We start from the raw sequence: 17,268 nt of genomic DNA, 5'->3' as shown, positions 1-17,268 counted from the left end.
GCATCACGGGTCATCCGTTCGGACACATGGCTGACGGCCGTTCGGGGACATGGCTTACACATCGCGACACGCCGATCGCCCACGCCTGCTCCAGCCCTCCGCGTCATCCCGGCGAACGCCGGGATCCATAACCACCGTCCGGCCTGGTCGCCCAATCTCGCAGCTCCAGCTTTCGTCCCATCGGCTTCGGTGGGTATGGATCCCGGCTCAAGGCCGGGACGACACCGGATTCTCGGCACGATGATCCAGCCTCGCACCCGCTTTCGCGTCCGAGCGTTGTTGGTGTCTTCGCCCTCATCCGGAACGAGGGCGCAGGGAAGGCCGGGCCTCGGCTGAAGCCCGTGGCCCCCGTGCAGGAAGAAGTGCACGGGGCAGGAACCACAGGTACAGCCGGCTTGACCCGGCCCTCCCTGCGCGATGGTCTTCACGCTTACTCTGCGCTCTCCCCGGTGTCCGGCTCGTTAGCCACCGTCATCCGCGCGATGCACAGGCACCGTCGCGAACTTGGCGCCAGCTTCGGGGCGCCAGGACCACGCAGCTTCACGTCCGCAAGAGCTCGTTCGTCCGCACGCCGATTGACATGCTGCGAGCCCCCGCGGCCACCGCATCCCCGCCTCACGCCTCGTGACGACCGCGAAACGCCCCTTGTGGCGAGACGGGATAAAGCGAAGAGAGCATGAGTTCTGTAAAAACGAAAGAAGAAATTTCAGCGGAAGCGGGCGGCTGGGCCGATGCGACTGATCGCGCGGGGGAAATGAGTTTCTCGGCGCAGCGGATTTGCAGGGCAAAGATGCGCGCTCGCGACGGTCGAGCGAGATCGATCGCGCCAAATGCCGAACTGATTTGCTCGACGGGCGGGCCGGCTTGCGCCTCGCACCAAAGCGGTTGGAGACTGCGCCGATGAGTCGATCGGGCTGCATGACCAGCTCCGGTGCGCTTCCCTTCTCCTTACGGTGGGGGCGGGGGTGGGGGTCCCCGGGCGATGCTGTCCGATGAGTCCACGTGACGACGGGGGGCGGATGCGCTGCGAGAGAGAGACGCATCGACGAAAGCGACCAGCACTTCCTCATTCGGAAGATGAAAGCGCCCCGAGCGGGGCTCACGCGGTGGAGACCCCAACCCCTCCCCCGCAAGGGCAGGGCTATTGCATATGAAGATCGCGGTTATGTGCTCGTCTCTCTCCACGTGGTCATGGCCGGGCGGCTTCGGCCGCGCAGGCGGGACAAGCCTGGGCATGACGGAGTAACACATGAGCAGGATCGTTCGCCGGTACAGCTCCGCATCGCCATATGCGATAGCCCTCCCCGCAAGGGGGAGGGGAGCGGAGCGTCCGCGCGGAGATTGCTTGGCTCAAATGAGCATGGGGCAAATTACGCCGTGAGCGTCTCGAGCTCCTTGATGATCGCCTCGCCCATCTGCGTGGTCGACGCGGGCGTCGAGCCCTCGGCCTTGATGTCGGCGGTGCGCAGGCCGCTCGCCAGCACGGCGGCGATGGCGGCGTCGAGCTTGTCGGCCAGCGCGCCGAGGTCGAACGAGTAGCGCAGCGCCATGCCGAAGGAGGTCAGCATCGCGATCGGGTTGGCGAGGCCTCGGCCTGCAATGTCCGGTGCCGAGCCGTGCACCGGCTCATACAGCGCGCGGCGCTTGTGGGTCTTGGCGTCGACCTCGCCGAGCGAGGCCGACGGCAGCATGCCGAGCGAGCCGGTCAGCATCGCGGCGATGTCGGACAGCATGTCGCCGAACAGGTTGTCGGTGACGATGACGTCGAACATCTTGGGATATTTCACTAGGTTCATGCCGCCGGAATCGGCGAGCTGGTGCTCGAGCGTGACGTCCTTGTACTCGCGCGCGTGGACCGCGGTGACGACCTCGTTCCAGAGCACGCCCGACTTCATCACGTTGCGCTTCTCCATCGACGTCACCTTGTTCTTGCGCTTGCGCGCGAGGTCGAAGGCGACGCGGGCGATGCGTTCGATCTCATAGGTGTCGTAGACCTGGGTGTCGATCGCGCGCTTCTGGCCGTTGCCGAGATCGGTGATGGTCTTCGGCTCGCCGAAATACACGCCTCCGGTGAGCTCGCGCACGATCATGATGTCGAGACCCTCGACGATCTCGCGCTTCAGGCTGGAGGCGTCGGCGAGCGCCGGATAGCAGACGGCGGGACGCAGGTTGGCGAACAGGCCGAGATCCTTGCGCAGGCGGAGCAGGCCGGCCTCGGGACGCACCTCGTAGGGAACGCCGTCCCACTTCGGACCGCCAACGGCGCCGAAGATGATGGCGTCGGCCGCCTTGGCCTTGTCCATGTCTCCTTCCGAGATCGAGGCGCCGTGCGCGTCATAGGCGGCGCCGCCGACCAAACCGTCCTCGGTCTCGAACGAGGCCAGGCCCTTGCCGTTGAGCCAGCCGATCAGCCGCTTCACCTCGGCCATCACTTCGGGGCCGATGCCGTCGCCGGGCAGCAGCAGGAGCTTGTGGGTCGCCATGGTCGTTGTCCTCGTAGGGCTGGTCATGCCCGGGCGTTGCGCGGGCAACCATCATGCTTGGGATTGCCGGCTTGCCGCCGATCGGATCGGCGGCAGCGGCCGGCAAGGACGGGAGCTTGTCAAAATCGGCGGAGTGCTAAAGCCCTCCTGCGCCCTTGGCAAGCCACCATTGCCGGGGCACGTCTTCTGTCGCGGGCGGGCGAGCGATAATGTGCTTGAAAATCGCCGCCGAGCAGCAGGATTTGCCGGCCGATCGCCGCGCCGGAGCATGTCTTGCCAACCCCGCCTTCCGACACGACGCCGGCCCATCCGGCGTTGACCAATCTGACGCTGTCGCTCGGGCCGATCATCGGGCTTGGCATCGGCCGCTTCGCCTATGCGCTGGTGCTGCCCGACATGCGGGAGACGCTGCACTGGTCGTATTCAGCGGCGGGCTTCATGAATACCGTGAACGCCGCCGGCTACCTGATCGGCGCGCTGATCGCATCGCAGACGGCCCGCCGCTTCGGCGCCCTCGCCGCGGTGCGCGGCGGCACGTTGGCGGCGCTGGCCTCGCTCGTGGTCTGTGCGACGACCGGCGACTTCGTTGCACTCAGCCTGGCACGTCTCGTGACCGGAATCGGCGCCGGCGTCGCACTCGTGGCCGGTGGCGCGCTGGCGGCGCGGGTCGCATTGGCGCGGCCGGCGCAGGCGAGCTTCGTGCTGAGCCTGTTCTATGCCGGGCCGCCGCTCGGCATCGTCATCTCCGGGCTGATCGCGCCGTTCGTGCTGCAGGCCTTCGGGCCGGGATCGTGGTGGATCGTGTGGGCGGTGCTCGCTTGTGTGGGCGCGGTTCTGATCGTGCCGCTGCTCCTGACGCGGCTGCCATCGAACGCGACCGCGCCGGAGACGCGCGCCGACCGCGTCTCGCTGCGGCCGATGGCGATCTATCTGTTCGGCTACTTCCTCTATGGCGCCGGCTACATCGCCTATCTGACCTTCATGATCGCCTATGTACGCGATCTCGGCGGCGGCGCCGCGGCACAATCCGGCTTCTGGTGCCTGATCGGGCTGGCCGGGTTCGCCACGCCCTGGGTGTGGCGCCGCGTGCTGGCGCTCGACCGCGGCGGCTGGCCGACCGCGCTCATCCTGACGATCAACGCGATCGGCGCCGCCCTGCCCGCGCTCAGCCATTCGCCGATCATGCTGACCTTGTCGGCCGCCGTGTTCGGTATCGCCTTCTCGACGGTGACCACGGCGACGACGGCGTTCGTCCGCTTCAACCTGCCGCAAGCCGCCTGGCCGCGCGCGATCGCGGCGCTGACGATCTCGTTCGGCGTCGGGCAGACGCTTGGGCCTTTCGCCGTCGGCGCGATCACCGATGCGATGGGGAGTTTGACCTATGCATTGAACGTGTCGGCGGCGTTGCTGCTGCTCGGCGCGGTGATGGCGGCGATGCAGGGCAAGTTGAAGCGCACCGGCCGGGCCTAAAAAACGGTGTCGTCCCGGCGAACGCCGGGACCCATACCGCGGAAGCTATCGAGGAACGTTGCTGGCAGTTACCTGCCTCACCACGGCCGGTGGTTATGGGTCCCGGCTCAAGGCCGGGACGACAGCGGAGATTGCAGCCGGCATTCGGGCTCTGTTGCCTGGAGCTCAACTCCCACTGAACGAATTGTACCCCTGGTCCTCCCAATAGCCGCCCTTGTAGTCGTTGGTGACTTCCATCGCGACGACGTATTTCGGATTCTTGAAGCCGAGCTTGGTAGGGACGCGAATCTTCATAGGGAAGCCGTAGGCGCGCGGCAGGATCTGGTCGTCGAACTTGAACGTCATCTGGGTCTGCGGATGCAGCGCGGTGCGCATGTCCAAGGGTGAATTGTAACCCTGCGAGTCCGCGCAATTGAACCAAACATACTTTGCACGCGTATCGGCCCCGACCAGCTTGAGGAAGTCGCGGAGCGGCGTGCCGGTCCAGGAGCCGATCGCGCTCCAGCCCTCGACGCAGATGTGGCGTGTGATCTGCTTGACCTGCGGCAGCGCGTGCAGCTCGTCGAGCGTCCACGACTTCTTGTTGTCGACCAGGCCGCGCACCTCGAGCTTCCAGTCGGCCGCGTCGATCTCCGGCGCCTCGTCCAGCGTGTAGTAGGCGTTGAACGGGAACGGCTTGGTGATCGCGCTCTCCGGGAAGGTCGGCGCCAATGCGTCGGGATTGAAGATCCAGGACTGTACCGCGTCGTTGAACTTGGAGACCTTCTTGAGCAGTTCCTCGGCGGTGTCGCCGTCAACGACGTCGCAGCCGGTGAGCAGGGTCAGCGCACCGAGGCTGGCGCCCCCGGTGATGAAGCGGCGGCGGGTGAGATCGGGCATCGCCTTGATCGAATCCTTGATCAGCAGCCGCTTGTCGACGCCGGGAATCAGGAACGGACGCTTGGCCATGATGGTCTCTCCTCTTAGCGGCCGATGATCATCGCGCGCAGGCTCTTCGGCACCAGGAGCGCGAGCACGATGTGGATCACCAGGAAAGCGCAGATCAGCGCCATGCAGACGAAATGCACGTAGCGCGCCGCCGGATAGTCGCCGAAAAGCGTCACCAGCCAGTGCAGCTGCACCGGCTTCCACATCGAGAGCCCCGTGAGCACGACGACGATGCCGACCAGGATGATGCCGAGATAGAGCAGCTTCTGTACCGCGTTGTAGGCGGAGAGATCGTCATGCGACAGCTTGAAGGTCAGCGCCGCCTTGAGGTCGGCAATCACGGAAGCCGGCGAGATCGGCAGCAGCTTGCGGCGGAACCGGCCGGTGATCAGGCCGGTGACCAGATAGGCGAGACCGTTGAGCATCAACAGCCACATCGCGGCGAAGTGCCACAGCAGCGCGCCGCCGAGCCAGCCGCCGAGCGTGATGCTGCGGTCGAAGCGGAAGTCGAACAGCGGCGAGGCGTTGTAGATCTGCCAGCCCGACATGATCATCATGATCATCGCCACGGCGTTGATCCAGTGCATGACGCGCACCCAGGCCGGCTGGATCAGTCTGGTCTGCGGGCTGACGATCGTCGTCTCAGAGGCAGTGATGCTGGACATGACGGGCTCGGTGGTTCGGGGGGCTCGAGGTTCCAATCAGATATACGCCAAAGACTGACCGCCCGTTACGGGCTCAAACCGGCAAATCGATGCTTGGCGGGCGATAGCTCTCACAAAAAGCGAGCCGGGGTGGGCCCGGCTCGCTCGTGGTCACATCCGCGAGGAGGAGGAGGAGGAAGAAACGGATGCGACCGGTGTCTCAGACCGCGATCAGGAGGCCGGCAGCAGCACGGTGTCGATCACGTGGATCACGCCGTTCGACTGGTTGACATTGGAGATCGTGACCGTCGACGAGCCGCCCTTGGCGTCCATGATCATGACGGTCTTGCCGTCGCGCTTGACGGTGAGCTGCTCGCCCTCGACCGTCTTCAGCACCTGGCCGTCCTTCAGGTCGGCGGCTTCGAGCTTGCCGGGCACGACGTGATAGGTGAGGATCTTGGTCAGGGTCGCCTTGTTCTCGGGCTTGACCAGGTTGTCGACGGTGCCGGCCGGCAGTTTGCCGAAGGCGGCGTTGGTCGGCGCGAACACCGTGAACGGGCCCTTGCCCTCCAGCGTCTGCACGAGGCCGGCGGCCTTCACCGCGGCGACCAGCGTGGTGTGATCCTTCGAGTTCACCGCGTTCTGGATGATGTTCTTCGACGGATACATCGCCGCGCCTCCGACCATCACGGTCTTCTCCTCGGCGCGCGCGGGCGCGACGGCAATCGAGGTCAGCGACAGCGCGCTGAAGGCGGCGGCAGCGAGGAAGGCAATGCGCTTGGACATGGGTAGCTCCTGAACAATGGCGGCGGCAGCGCCGCGTGATGAGATCGACTGCGACACCGATGCGATGATGAGCTGTCTTGCTCTTGCGTCGTGTCGGGCCGAGCTACGCGCGCTTTGAGGAACGAGTTTCGCGGCATAATTTAACGTGATCCGTGAAACCAACCGCGACCGAGATCGTCTCACCGGCCCATTGGCCGAGATGCCGCGCGCCGCTTTGTCGCAACGTGATCGATCTCATCAGCACGATCGGCCAATGGCCGATCACCGCCGATCGCGGCTCGGCCATTAACTACGATCCGAGCCGAGCCCGGCCAAAGCTGCCGAAGACGTTGCGAGTAAGACTTTCTTAAGGTTGATTGGTCGCCACGACGCCGGCTGCGGGAAGGGGATGTCCTGCACGGTCCGGCGCGATCGGCGGGGGTTTCCTACAGTGAACAGAACGATCTGGATTGCGGGGTTCTGCCTCGTGATAATCTGCTGCTTGCTTGCGACGAAGATGGTGCTCGCCGCGGTGACGCCCGGCGACATGACGGGCGAGACGACCTCGTCGCTGATCCGCGAGCCGATACCCGGCGTCGACACGCTGAACGAGTCCGATCGCAGCTTTGAAGCGCAGGCGATCGAGGTGAACGAGGCCGCGCGTCTGCCGCTGCCCTCGAAGGTCGCGCGCAGCTCGTTGGTTGCGCGGCGTGCGAAGGCCCCGACCAAAGCGACGGTGCTGCGGCCGACCAAGCAGCCGGTCGCGCCAGTCAAGCGCGCGGCGGCGTCCTGCAAGGCGCTCGATCCGATCGCGCGCTTTCTGGCGTCGGCCAAGATCGGCCCGCGCTGCCAGGTCTAGCGGTTTGCGGTATCAGGCCGACACGGCCGTCACCACCTGCGCCAGCAGTTGCTCGCGTTTCGTCTGCGAGCGCTGGCCCTTCATGGTGGCGGCGAAGCGCTCGAGAATGCCGTCCTCGAACGCCGTCACGATGGTGTCGTGCACGTAGCTCTTGCGGCAGATCGCCGGCGTGTTGGTGAGCTCGTCGGCCGCGGCACGGATCGCCTCGAGGATCTGCTTCTTGCGGCCGCGCGCGCTTTCCGCCGGCGTGATCCGCGACAACGTCTCCAGCGCGACCGCCGAAGCCATCAGCGTGCGGAAATCCTTGGCCGAGATCTTGATCCCGGCGATCTCGCGCAGGAACGCATTCACCTGCGTGGTCGACACCGCGCGCACTACGCCCTGGGCGTCGCGATACTGGAACATGCGCCGGCCGGGCAGGCCGCGCAGGACGCCGACCGCACGCACCAGCTTGGCGGCGTCGCATTCCTTGCGCACCGCCTTGCCGCCCTTGGCCTTGAAGGTCAGCACCAGGCAGTCGTCTTCCAGAAGCACGTTCGACTTCAGCAGCGTCGCGGCGCCGCGGGTGCCGTTGAGGCGCGCATAGGACTCGCTGCCGGGACGGATCGCGGTGCGCGCGATCAGCTCGATCACGGCGGCGAGCGCGAATTCGCGCGTCGGCGCGTCGCCGGCGAGATGCTTGGACACCGCACGGCGGATGCGCGGCAGCGCGCCGACCAGCTTGGCGAGACGATGCGCCTTGCGATGCTCGCGCACCTTCTCCCAGTCGGCGTGATAGCGATATTGCAGCCGGCCGGCGGCATCGATGCCGACCGCCTGGAGATGCAGGCTCGGATCGGGTGCGTAACGCACCTCGCGATAGGCCGGCGGCACCGCCATCGCGTGCAGGCGGCGGATGGTGCCGGCGTGGCGGATCTGGGTGCCGTTGGCGCGGATGAAGCTGTAGCTTTTGCCGCGCTTGATGCGGCGGATCGTCAGCTCCGACTGGTCGCCCAGCTTCAATCCGATCCGCTTGGCCAGTTCCTCGACCGTGGTCTTGGCATTGGCCTGCGCATGGGCGGTTTTGGCATGCGCCAAGTCCTTCAGCGTCAGCTTGCGGCGCCCCGGCTTGGGCGGCCACTGGCCCAGCGCCTTCGCGAGCGCCACCTCGGCGTCGGCCGGGCCGACCCTGGGACTCTCGAAATTCTGCTGGTCCATCATTGCTTTAGACGCCCTGCCGTCGTGTTCATCCGCTCAATGCCTCGGCCCGCGGTTTGGTTCCGGGCGGGTTATCCACAGCTTGGAGGCGATTTAGGACGTCGGAGCACGGATGGCGAGTCCCTAAATTCAGGCAGAACGGTCAATAAATACCGCCAAGGAGGCCGATTCGGGGTAACCTTGATGTCTCGGACTTTTGCGGTCGCCAGCCGCGTCCGGACTTCAGCAACCTCCGCGCACAATTCTTTGATCCTGCGCAGACCGCCTCCCCGCCGAAGGTCCTACTTGTCTTGCCTTGTCGCCGCCGGTTACGCGGACGCATAGTGGGAACAACGATGGCTTGCCCAGGAATGGACGGCAGGCTGCATGCGGAGGGTGTGAAATGTCCGAGAAGATCTACGACGTCCCGGCCGAGTGGGCGAAACGCGCCTTCGTCGACGACGCGAAGTACCAGGAAATGTACGCGAGCTCGATCAGGGATCCCAACGGCTTCTGGGCCGAGCAGGCCAAGCGGGTCGACTGGATCCATGCGCCGACCAAGATCGAGAACGTCTCCTACGCGCCCGGCAACATCTCGATCAAATGGTTCGAGGACGGCGTCCTCAACGCTGCCTACAATTGCATCGACCGCCACCTCGCCACCCGCGCCGACCAGACCGCGATCATCTGGGAAGGCGACGATCCCGCGGACTCCAAGCACATCACCTATCGTCAGCTCCACGACGAAGTGTGCAAGATGGCCAACATCCTGCGCAACCGCAACGTCAAGAAGGGCGACCGCGTCACGATCTATCTGCCGATGATCCCGGAGGCGGCCTACGCGATGCTCGCCTGCGCCCGCATCGGCGCCATCCACTCGGTGGTGTTCGCCGGCTTCTCGCCGGACTCGCTCGCCCAGCGCATCAAGGATTGCGACTCCAAGGTCGTGATCACCGCCGACGAAGGCCTGCGCGGCGGCCGCAAGGTGCCGCTGAAGGCCAATGTCGACGCGGCGCTGAACAAGGTCGACAATGTCGACTGGGTCGTCGTGGTCAAGCGCACCGGCGGCAAGATCGAGATGAACCCGACACGCGACCTCTGGTACCACGAGGCTGCGGAAATGGTGACGACGGAATGCCCGGTCGAGCACATGAACGCGGAGGATGCGCTGTTCATCCTCTACACCTCGGGCTCGACCGGCCAGCCCAAGGGCGTGCTGCACACCACCGGCGGCTATCTCGTCTATGCGTCGATGACGCATCAATACGTGTTCGACTATCACGAGGGTGACGTCTACTGGTGCACCGCCGACGTCGGCTGGGTCACCGGCCACAGCTACATCCTCTATGGGCCGCTGGCCAACGGTGCCGTGACGCTGATGTTCGAAGGCGTGCCGAACTATCCGGACAATTCGCGGTTCTGGAACGTCATCGACAAGCACAAGGTCAACATCTTCTACACCGCGCCGACCGCGATCCGCGCCCTGATGCAGGGCGGCGACGGGCCGGTGACGAAAACCTCGCGCGAATCGCTGCGCCTGCTCGGCTCGGTCGGCGAGCCGATCAATCCCGAGGCCTGGGAGTGGTATCACCGCGTCGTCGGCGACAACCGCTGCCCGATCGTCGACACCTGGTGGCAGACCGAGACCGGCGGCATCCTGATCACGCCGCTGCCGGGCGCGACCAGGCTCAAGCCGGGCTCGGCGACGCGGCCGTTCTTCGGAGTCGTGCCCGAGATCGTCGATGCCGACGGCAATACGCTGGAAGGCGCGACCGAGGGCAATCTGTGCCTGACGCGATCGTGGCCGGGCCAGATGCGCACCGTCTATGGCGATCACGCCCGCTTCGAGATGACCTACTTCTCGACCTACAAGGGCAAGTACTTCACCGGCGATGGCTGCCGCCGCGACGCCGACGGCTATTATTGGATCACCGGCCGCGTCGACGACGTCATCAACGTCTCCGGCCACCGCATGGGCACCGCCGAGGTCGAGAGCGCGCTGGTCGCGCATCCGAAGGTCTCGGAGGCCGCCGTGGTCGGCTATCCCCACGACATCAAGGGCCAGGGCATCTACGCCTATGTCACCCTGATGGCGGGGGAGACGCCGAGCGAGGAGTTGCGCAAGGAGCTCGTCGGCTGGGTGCGCAAGGAGATCGGCCCGATCGCCTCGCCCGACCAGATCCAGTTCTCGCAAGGGCTGCCCAAGACCCGCTCCGGCAAGATCATGCGCCGCATCCTGCGCAAGATCGCCGAGGACGAGCCGGGCGCACTCGGCGACACATCGACCTTGGCCGATCCCGCGGTGGTCGACGACCTCGTGCAGCACCGGCAGAACCGCAAGGAGAAACAGGCCTGATCACGGCCGCTTCAACCCGGTTGCTCACGCGTCAAGCGCAACGGCCCTCCCGCGGATGATTCCGCGGGAGTGTTGTTTTCATGTCATTTACTTGGCGGAGAAGTTTTCATCTCCTCGAGCCCTCCGAGTGCTCCCGGCTGGGGAGCGCGCGCCACGGAACTGGCTGAGGGATGGGCGATGCGCACTGGAACGGTTGGGCTGGCCTTGAAGGCAGCAATGGTGGCCGCTTCGGTGGCCGGCTCCTTGGTTGTGACGAGCAAGACGGCGTGCGCCCGCCCCGAGCTCGTCGGCATCGCCGGCGACTATTCGCCGGGAACCATCGTTGTGAAGACCAGCGAGCGCAGGCTCTATCTCGTGCTCGATGGCAGCCACGCCATGCGCTACCCGGTCGGTGTCGGCAAGGCCGGACGGCAATGGGCCGGTACCACCAAGATCGACGGCAAATACAAGAATCCCGCTTGGGCGCCGCCTGCCGACGTCAAGCGCGACAAGCCTGAATTGCCGGACGTGATCGCCGGCGGCTCGCCACGCAATCCGATGGGCGTCGCGGCGATGACGCTCGCCGGCGGCGAATATGCGATTCACGGCACCAACGTGCCGAACTCGGTCGGCGGCTATGTGTCCTATGGCTGCATCCGCATGCTCAACCAGGACATCACCGATCTCTATGACCGCGTGTCGATCGGCACCACGGTCGTGGTGACGCGCTGATCACGGCAACGATCACCTCAGCGGCGCTTCCGGAGGGTGCGGCGCGCCGTGATAGATCTCAGAAGTCCGAGATGATGCCCTTGTTCTCCCAGTCGCCGTAGCGGGTCGGTTCCGGCCCCTTCGGTCCCTGCAACTCCTTCGGCATTGGCTTGGCCTGCTCGGCGGCAATCCGCCGGCGCTCCTCGGCCTCCGCCAGCGCGCGCTGCGCGGCCGGCGTCAGCGGCTTGCGCGGAGCGTCGTTACTGGCCACCAGCGTCAATGTCGGCTTGCTCGAAGATTCGCTGCTCATCGTACCATTCCACCGTTGAACCGACCGTTCCCAAGCTCATCAGATCGTGTGCTCACGAACGATAAAACAGGTCTTAAAAAAGCAGAGCCGATTCTTACATTCGGCATATTCCGGTGGCAGAGGACCCGCAAGCTGATGGCATGCACCCGATCGTCGCGGAACTGCCCTTCTTCTTTTCGCGAGTAGCCTCCAGGCATGCCCCCGCCGCGTTTTGCGACACCTTCCGAAGTCCCGGGCCTTGCGGCACGACGTATCGCCGCCGACGTGATCGACGGCGTGCTGCACAAGCATCGCACGCTCGACGATCAGCTCGACGGCCCCGGCGCGCATCCCGGACTGAAGCAGTTGGCCGATCGCGACCGTGCGCTGATGCGCCGGCTGGTTGCGACCACGCTCCGCCGCCTCGGGACGCTTGGAAACGTGCTGTCGCGGCTGTTGGATCGCGGCATCCCGACCGACGCCCCGCGCGCGCAAAGCGCACTCTTGATCGGCGCCGCGCAGATCCTGTGGATGGACGTGCCCGACCACGCCGCCGTCGATCTGTCAGTGCGGCTGGTCCAGGCCGACAGGCGCGCGGCGAAGTATGCCGGCCTGGTCAATGCGGTGCTGCGCCGTTGCGCCCGCGAGGGAGCGGCCCTGCTCGATGATGCCAAAGGCCAGCCGCTCGACATCGCGCCCTGGCTGCTGAAGCGCTGGACCGATCATTATGGCGAGGCCACCGCCAGGGACATCGCAGCTGCGCTCGGCCAGGAGCCGTCGCTCGACCTCACCGTCAAGTCAGACCCAGCGCAATGGGCCTCGCGGCTGCACGGCGAGGTGCTGCCAACCGGAACCGTCCGGACGCTTCTGCATGGCTCGGTGACGGTGCTGCCAGGTTTTGCCGAGGGTCAATGGTGGGTGCAGGACGCGGCCGCCGCGCTGCCCGCCCGCTTGTTTGGCGACGTCGCCGGCAAGTCCATGGCGGACCTCTGCGCCGCTCCCGGCGGCAAGACCGCGCAGCTCGCCCATGGCGGCGCCCGTGTCACGGCCGTCGACAGGTCGCCGGCCCGGATGAGCCGGCTAAAGGACAACATGACGCGGTTGCAGCTGCCGGCTGAGACCGTGGTCACCGACGCCGCCGAATGGCAGCCCGCGGACGCCGGTGGCTTCGACGGCATCCTGCTCGACGCGCCCTGCACTTCGACCGGAACGATCCGCAGGCATCCCGATGTCGGCTGGCTGCGCAACGAGGCCGATATCGCCGCGCTGTCCGGAACGCAGGTGCGGCTGCTGACGCGGGCCGCCGGACTCCTCAAGCCGGGGGGGACCCTGGTCTACTGCACCTGCTCGTTGGAGCCCGAGGAGGGCGAACAGGTGGTGGACCATGTTCTCGCCGCCGGCACGGAACTTCGGCGCGTTCCGATCGATCCGGCCGAGGTGGCGGGACTGGCCGAGCTGGTGACGCCGATGGGCGATCTGCGAACCCTGCCCTGCCATTTGCCGCACGCCGATCCGCGGCTAGGCGGTCTCGACGGTTTTTACGCCGCGAGGCTGGAGCGGCGGCCATGAGCATGGCATCGTGGGCGCAAGGTATGGCTGCGCCGTGGCGGTAGCCGATTGAGGGCGTCGGCGTTGCGTTAGTCGTTAAATCCTGATTTTGCACCAGTTTCGGGTCCCGCGATGGTGCTGCACCGGGGCCAAAAATGGTGTATCGGCGGCATTTGCGAATCCCCCTGGGGTCCGCAACCGAATCCCCTCTCGTGTTAAGGCTTGGCGTGTCCGCCGCTCAACGCAGACGCATATCGACACTGGTCTTGGGCCGCGCGGCGCGCAGCCTGATGTCCAATGTCAGCGGCGTATCGGTATCCGTATCCGGTCTGTGGCCGGGACGGGCCGACCGGCTGATCATTGCACCGCATGACCTGCGCACGTCGGACGCCACCCGAGCGGCCGAGATCTATGCCGGGCGATTCGTCTTCGCCGGCAAGATCGTCACCTGCCATGGCCGTTCGATCTTCGACCTGGAGCCGCCGTCGGAGGATTGGGAGGTCGCGCTGCTCGGCTTCGGCTGGCTGCGTCACTTGCGCGCAGCCGACACCGCGCTGACCCGGGCCAATGCGCGGGCGCTGGTCGACGACTGGATCACCAACCAGATCGGCCGCCACCCCTTGAGCCGCCGCGCCGACGTGCTGGCGCGCCGCGTGATCTCGCTGCTGTCGCAGGCGCCGCTGGTGCTGGCGGATTCCGACGGAAAGTTCTATCGCCGCTATCTGCGCGGCCTGACCCGCGAGATTCGTTTCCTGCGCTATTCGACCATCGACATTCCGGACGGCGTGCCGCGGCTGCAGGTGCTGATCGCGCTGTGTTACGCCGCGCTGTGCCTCGCCAACCAGGCCAAGCACATCCGCAGCGCCAGCCGGAAATTGTCGGAAGAGCTGCAACGCCAGATCCTGCCCGACGGCGGGCACGTGTCGCGCAACCCAGGCGCCCTGATCGAGCTCCTGATCGACCTCCTGCCGCTGCGCCAGACCTTCGCCGCGCGCAACATCGCCCCGCCCCCGGCACTGCTCAACGCCATCGACCGGATGATGCCGATGCTGCGCTTCTTTCGGCACGGTGACGGCAACATGGCGCTGTTCAACGGCATGGGCGGCACGCCGACCGACCTGCTGGCAACCCTGCTCGCCTATGACGACACGCACGGCACGCCGATGGCGAGCATGCCGCATTCGGGCTTCCAGCGCCTGGATGCCGGGCAGATGACGGTGATCGTCGACACCGGCGCGCCGCCGCCGCCGCATCTCAGCCACGAGGCCCATGCCGGCTGTCTCGCTTTCGAACTGTCGTCGGGCACGAGCCGCATCGTGATCAATTGCGGCCTGCCCTCGACGGGCCGCGACAACTGGCGCACCTTCGCGCGCTCGACGGTCGCGCATTCGACGCTGACCTATCACAACACCTCGTCTTGCACCTTTGTCGAGATGTCGGCGATGAAGCGCCTGCTGCATGGCGCGCCGATCGTGTCGGGCCCGACGCGCGTGGAGAATTTCCGCGAGATCGTGCCGGACGGCACCGTGCTGTCGACCTCGCATAACGGCTACGCGGCGAAGTTCGGCCTGATCCACCGCCGTGTGCTCGTGGCCGCCGAAGACGGCTCGCGGCTCGACGGCGAGGACACCGTGACTCCCGCGCAAGGCGCGCGGCTGCGCGGCGGCGGCTCGGACTACACGCTGCGTTTCCATCTGCATCCCGCCGTGAAGGCGAGCCGCCTCAGTGACGGACACGGTGCCATGCTGGTGCTGCCAAACCGCGAGGTCTGGACGTTCGAGACCTTCGACGATCGCGTCGATCTCGAGGACAGCGTGTTCCTTGCCGGCAATGACGGCCCGCGCCGCACGACGCAGCTCGTGATCCGCCAGGATGCCCAGCAGTCCCCCTCGATCCGCTGGAGCTTCGTGCGCTCCTCGACATCGCCGAGCGAGACCAACGCGCGGAGGAATGCACGGCGAGAGCCGGAGCTGCCGCTGTAGGGCCGACATTATCTGCTCAAGCGACAGACGGGTGATACACCGACTGCTTCAGCACGGGCAGTGTGCTCCCTCTCCTCGTTCTTACGGGGAGAGGGTCGGGGTGAGGGGCAGCCGGACGGGTGGTGCATTAGCCGAGGCATGGACGTGCGGGTCCGATAGACCTGCGATGTGGTCTCGTCTGCCATGCCCCTCACGCGGATTGCTGCGCAATCCGACCTCTCCCCGCAAGGCGCGGGGAGAGGTTGCACCGTCCGTGCCGATAGAGATTGCCTCAATCATTCAGATTACCATCTTGAGCGCGGCGAACGGCCATAGCTGCAAGCTGAAATACCCCCCGTTGTCCGTCCAGGCAAAAGCTGCTATGAGCGCGGCTCTCGCGCGACTGGCGACTTTGGATGGAGCACCATCGGGGAGCGCGGGATCGACCGCCGTGCGCCTGGGCAACTGAACCTCCTGCAACAGGATTCTGCCCGCCATGACCAATCAGCTTCGTCCCGTTCGTCGTGCTCTTCTCTCGGTTTCCGACAAGACCCGCCTGACCGACTTCGCGCGCGCGCTCGCCGCGCGCGGCGTCGAATTGATCTCCACCGGCGGCACCGCCAAGGCGATTGCCGAGGCCGGCCTGAAGGTGAAGGACGTCTCCGACCTCACCGGCTTTCCCGAGATGATGGACGGCCGGGTCAAGACCTTGCACCCCAAGGTGCATGGCGGCCTGCTCGCGATCCGCGACAATGACGAGCATACCGAGGCGATGAAGACCCACGGCATCGCACCGATCGATCTGCTCGTCGTGAATCTCTATCCGTTCGAGGCCACGGTCGAGCGCGGCGCTCAGTTCAGCGATTGTATCGAGAATATCGACATCGGCGGCCCTGCGATGATCCGCGCGGCGTCCAAGAACCACGAGGACGTCGCCGTCGTCGTCGACGTCGACGACTACGAGGCCGTGCTCGAGGATCTCGCGCGGCACGAGGGCTCGACCACCTTGCTGCTGCGCCGCCGGCTTGCCGCCAAGGCCTATGCCCGCACCGCCGCCTACGACGCCGCGATCTCGAACTGGTTCGCCGCGACCATCCACAATGACGCGCCCGACTATCGCGCCTTCGGCGGCAAGCTGATCCAGTCGCTGCGCTATGGCGAGAACCCGCATCAGCATGCCGCGTTCTACGCCCTTCCCGGCCGACGTCCCGGCGTCGCCACTGCGCGGCAGGTGCAGGGCAAGGAGCTGTCCTACAACAATATCAACGACACCGATGCGGCCTATGAATGCATCGCCGAGTTCGATCCGGCCCGCACCGCGGCCTGCGTGATCGTGAAGCACGCCAACCCCTGCGGCGTGGCCGAGGGGCCGGATCTGATCTCCGCCTATCAGAAGGCGCTGGCCTGCGATTCGACCTCGGCGTTCGGCGGCATCATCGCGATGAACCGCAAGCTCGACGCCGCCACCGCGCGCGCCATCACCGGCATCTTCACCGAGGTGATCATCGCGCCCGACGCAACCGAGGAGGCGATCGCGGTGGTCGCGGCGCGCAAGAACCTGCGGCTGCTGCTGGCGGGCGCCCTGCCCGATCCGCGCGAGGCCGGCCTCACGGCCAAGACCGTCGCCGGCGGCCTGCTGGTGCAGAGCCGCGACAACGCCGTGGTCGACGACATGACGTTGAAGGTCGTGACCAAGCGCGCGCCGACCGACGCCGAGTTGCGCGACCTGCGCTTCGCCTTCCGCGTCGCCAAGCATGTGAAGTCGAACACCATCGTCTACGCCAAGGATTCGGCGACCGTGGGCATCGGCGCGGGACAGATGAGCCGGGTCGATTCGGCGCGCATTGCCGCCCGCAAGGCGCTCGATGCCGCCGCCGAGCTGAAGCTCGCCGAGCCGCTGACCAAGGGCTCGGTGGTCGCCTCCGACGCGTTTTTCCCGTTCGCCGACGGCATGCTCGCCTGCATCGAGGCCGGCGCCACCGCGGTGATCCAGCCGGGCGGATCGGTGCGCGACGACGAGGTCATCAAGGCTGCCGACGAACACGGCATCGCGATGGTGCTGACCGGCGTGCGGCACTTCCGGCACTAACGAGCTCGTCA

13 protein-coding genes and 1 riboswitch are annotated in these 17,268 nt (G+C 66.2%); of the genes, 7 read left to right on the top strand and 6 right to left on the bottom strand.

The window, feature by feature from the left end:
• Nucleotides 1–1,370 precede the first annotated feature (1,370 nt).
• Nucleotides 1,371–2,483: a 3-isopropylmalate dehydrogenase gene (gene leuB, locus BRADO_RS01685; RefSeq protein WP_011923587.1), complete on the bottom strand. Its 1,113-nt coding sequence runs from the start codon at nt 2,481–2,483 to the stop codon at nt 1,371–1,373.
• Between the two features lie 273 nt (nt 2,484–2,756).
• Between leuB and BRADO_RS01680 the strand changes: the two genes are divergently transcribed.
• Nucleotides 2,757–3,953: a YbfB/YjiJ family MFS transporter gene (locus BRADO_RS01680; protein ID WP_011923586.1), complete on the top strand. Its 1,197-nt coding sequence runs from the start codon at nt 2,757–2,759 to the stop codon at nt 3,951–3,953.
• 165 nt (nt 3,954–4,118) lie between these two features.
• Here the strand turns inward: BRADO_RS01680 and BRADO_RS01675 are convergent, their stop codons facing one another.
• From BRADO_RS01675 to BRADO_RS01665, 3 genes are all read right to left on the bottom strand, one after another.
• Nucleotides 4,119–4,901: a molybdopterin-binding protein gene (locus BRADO_RS01675; protein WP_011923585.1), complete on the bottom strand. Its 783-nt coding sequence runs from the start codon at nt 4,899–4,901 to the stop codon at nt 4,119–4,121.
• A 14-nt stretch (nt 4,902–4,915) separates the two neighbouring features.
• Nucleotides 4,916–5,545 (bottom strand): cytochrome b/b6 domain-containing protein, encoded by a 630-nt coding sequence (locus BRADO_RS01670; protein WP_011923584.1) that lies wholly within the window; start codon nt 5,543–5,545, stop codon nt 4,916–4,918.
• A 210-nt stretch (nt 5,546–5,755) separates the two neighbouring features.
• On the bottom strand, nt 5,756–6,310 hold the full coding sequence (locus BRADO_RS01665; RefSeq protein ID WP_011923583.1) for a fasciclin domain-containing protein: 555 nt from the start codon (nt 6,308–6,310) through the stop codon (nt 5,756–5,758).
• Between the two features lie 481 nt (nt 6,311–6,791).
• On the opposite strand from BRADO_RS01665, the gene BRADO_RS01650 reads away from it, so the two are divergent.
• On the top strand, nt 6,792–7,148 hold the full coding sequence (locus tag BRADO_RS01650) for a hypothetical protein (RefSeq protein WP_244422953.1): 357 nt from the start codon (nt 6,792–6,794) through the stop codon (nt 7,146–7,148).
• 12 nt (nt 7,149–7,160) lie between these two features.
• On the opposite strand, the gene BRADO_RS01645 is transcribed toward BRADO_RS01650, so the two are convergent.
• Nucleotides 7,161–8,348 (bottom strand): DNA topoisomerase IB, encoded by a 1,188-nt coding sequence (locus tag BRADO_RS01645; RefSeq protein ID WP_011923581.1) that lies wholly within the window; start codon nt 8,346–8,348, stop codon nt 7,161–7,163.
• A gap of 379 nt (nt 8,349–8,727) precedes the next feature.
• Here BRADO_RS01645 and acs point away from each other — a divergent pair, with 379 nt between their 5' ends.
• Together acs and BRADO_RS01635 are read left to right on the top strand one after the other, a co-directional pair.
• Nucleotides 8,728–10,680 (top strand): acetate--CoA ligase, encoded by a 1,953-nt coding sequence (acs, locus tag BRADO_RS01640; protein WP_011923580.1) that lies wholly within the window; start codon nt 8,728–8,730, stop codon nt 10,678–10,680.
• A gap of 216 nt (nt 10,681–10,896) precedes the next feature.
• On the top strand, nt 10,897–11,391 hold the full coding sequence (locus BRADO_RS01635; RefSeq protein ID WP_041755984.1) for a L,D-transpeptidase: 495 nt from the start codon (nt 10,897–10,899) through the stop codon (nt 11,389–11,391).
• Nucleotides 11,392–11,449: 58 nt separating this feature from the next.
• Here the strand turns inward: BRADO_RS01635 and BRADO_RS01630 are convergent, their stop codons facing one another.
• Nucleotides 11,450–11,680 carry a DUF1674 domain-containing protein gene (locus BRADO_RS01630; RefSeq protein WP_050780938.1) on the bottom strand — a complete coding sequence of 77 codons (231 nt, stop codon included), beginning with the start codon at nt 11,678–11,680 and terminating at the stop codon, nt 11,450–11,452.
• A gap of 195 nt (nt 11,681–11,875) precedes the next feature.
• Between BRADO_RS01630 and BRADO_RS01625 the strand changes: the two genes are divergently transcribed.
• The 3 genes from BRADO_RS01625 (at nt 11,876) to purH (ending at nt 17,257) form a co-directional block, all read left to right on the top strand.
• On the top strand, nt 11,876–13,228 hold the full coding sequence (locus BRADO_RS01625) for an RsmB/NOP family class I SAM-dependent RNA methyltransferase (RefSeq protein WP_011923577.1): 1,353 nt from the start codon (nt 11,876–11,878) through the stop codon (nt 13,226–13,228).
• A 269-nt stretch (nt 13,229–13,497) separates the two neighbouring features.
• Nucleotides 13,498–15,189, top strand: a complete 1,692-nt coding sequence (locus BRADO_RS01620) for a heparinase II/III family protein (RefSeq protein WP_011923576.1) — start codon at nt 13,498–13,500, stop codon at nt 15,187–15,189.
• Between the two features lie 368 nt (nt 15,190–15,557).
• Nucleotides 15,558–15,638, top strand: a riboswitch (ZMP/ZTP riboswitch).
• Between the two features lie 26 nt (nt 15,639–15,664).
• The gene (purH, locus tag BRADO_RS01610; protein WP_011923575.1) at nt 15,665–17,257 is read left to right on the top strand and encodes a bifunctional phosphoribosylaminoimidazolecarboxamide formyltransferase/IMP cyclohydrolase; all 1,593 of its coding nucleotides are present in this window, start codon (nt 15,665–15,667) and stop codon (nt 17,255–17,257) included.
• Nucleotides 17,258–17,268 lie beyond the last annotated feature (11 nt).

Source organism: Bradyrhizobium sp. ORS 278 (genome assembly GCF_000026145.1).
In the GTDB taxonomy this organism is placed as follows: Bacteria; Pseudomonadota; Alphaproteobacteria; order Rhizobiales; family Xanthobacteraceae; genus Bradyrhizobium.
The sequence above is the reverse complement of the archived record's forward strand: the minus strand, read 5'-3'. Positions and strand labels throughout refer to the sequence as shown.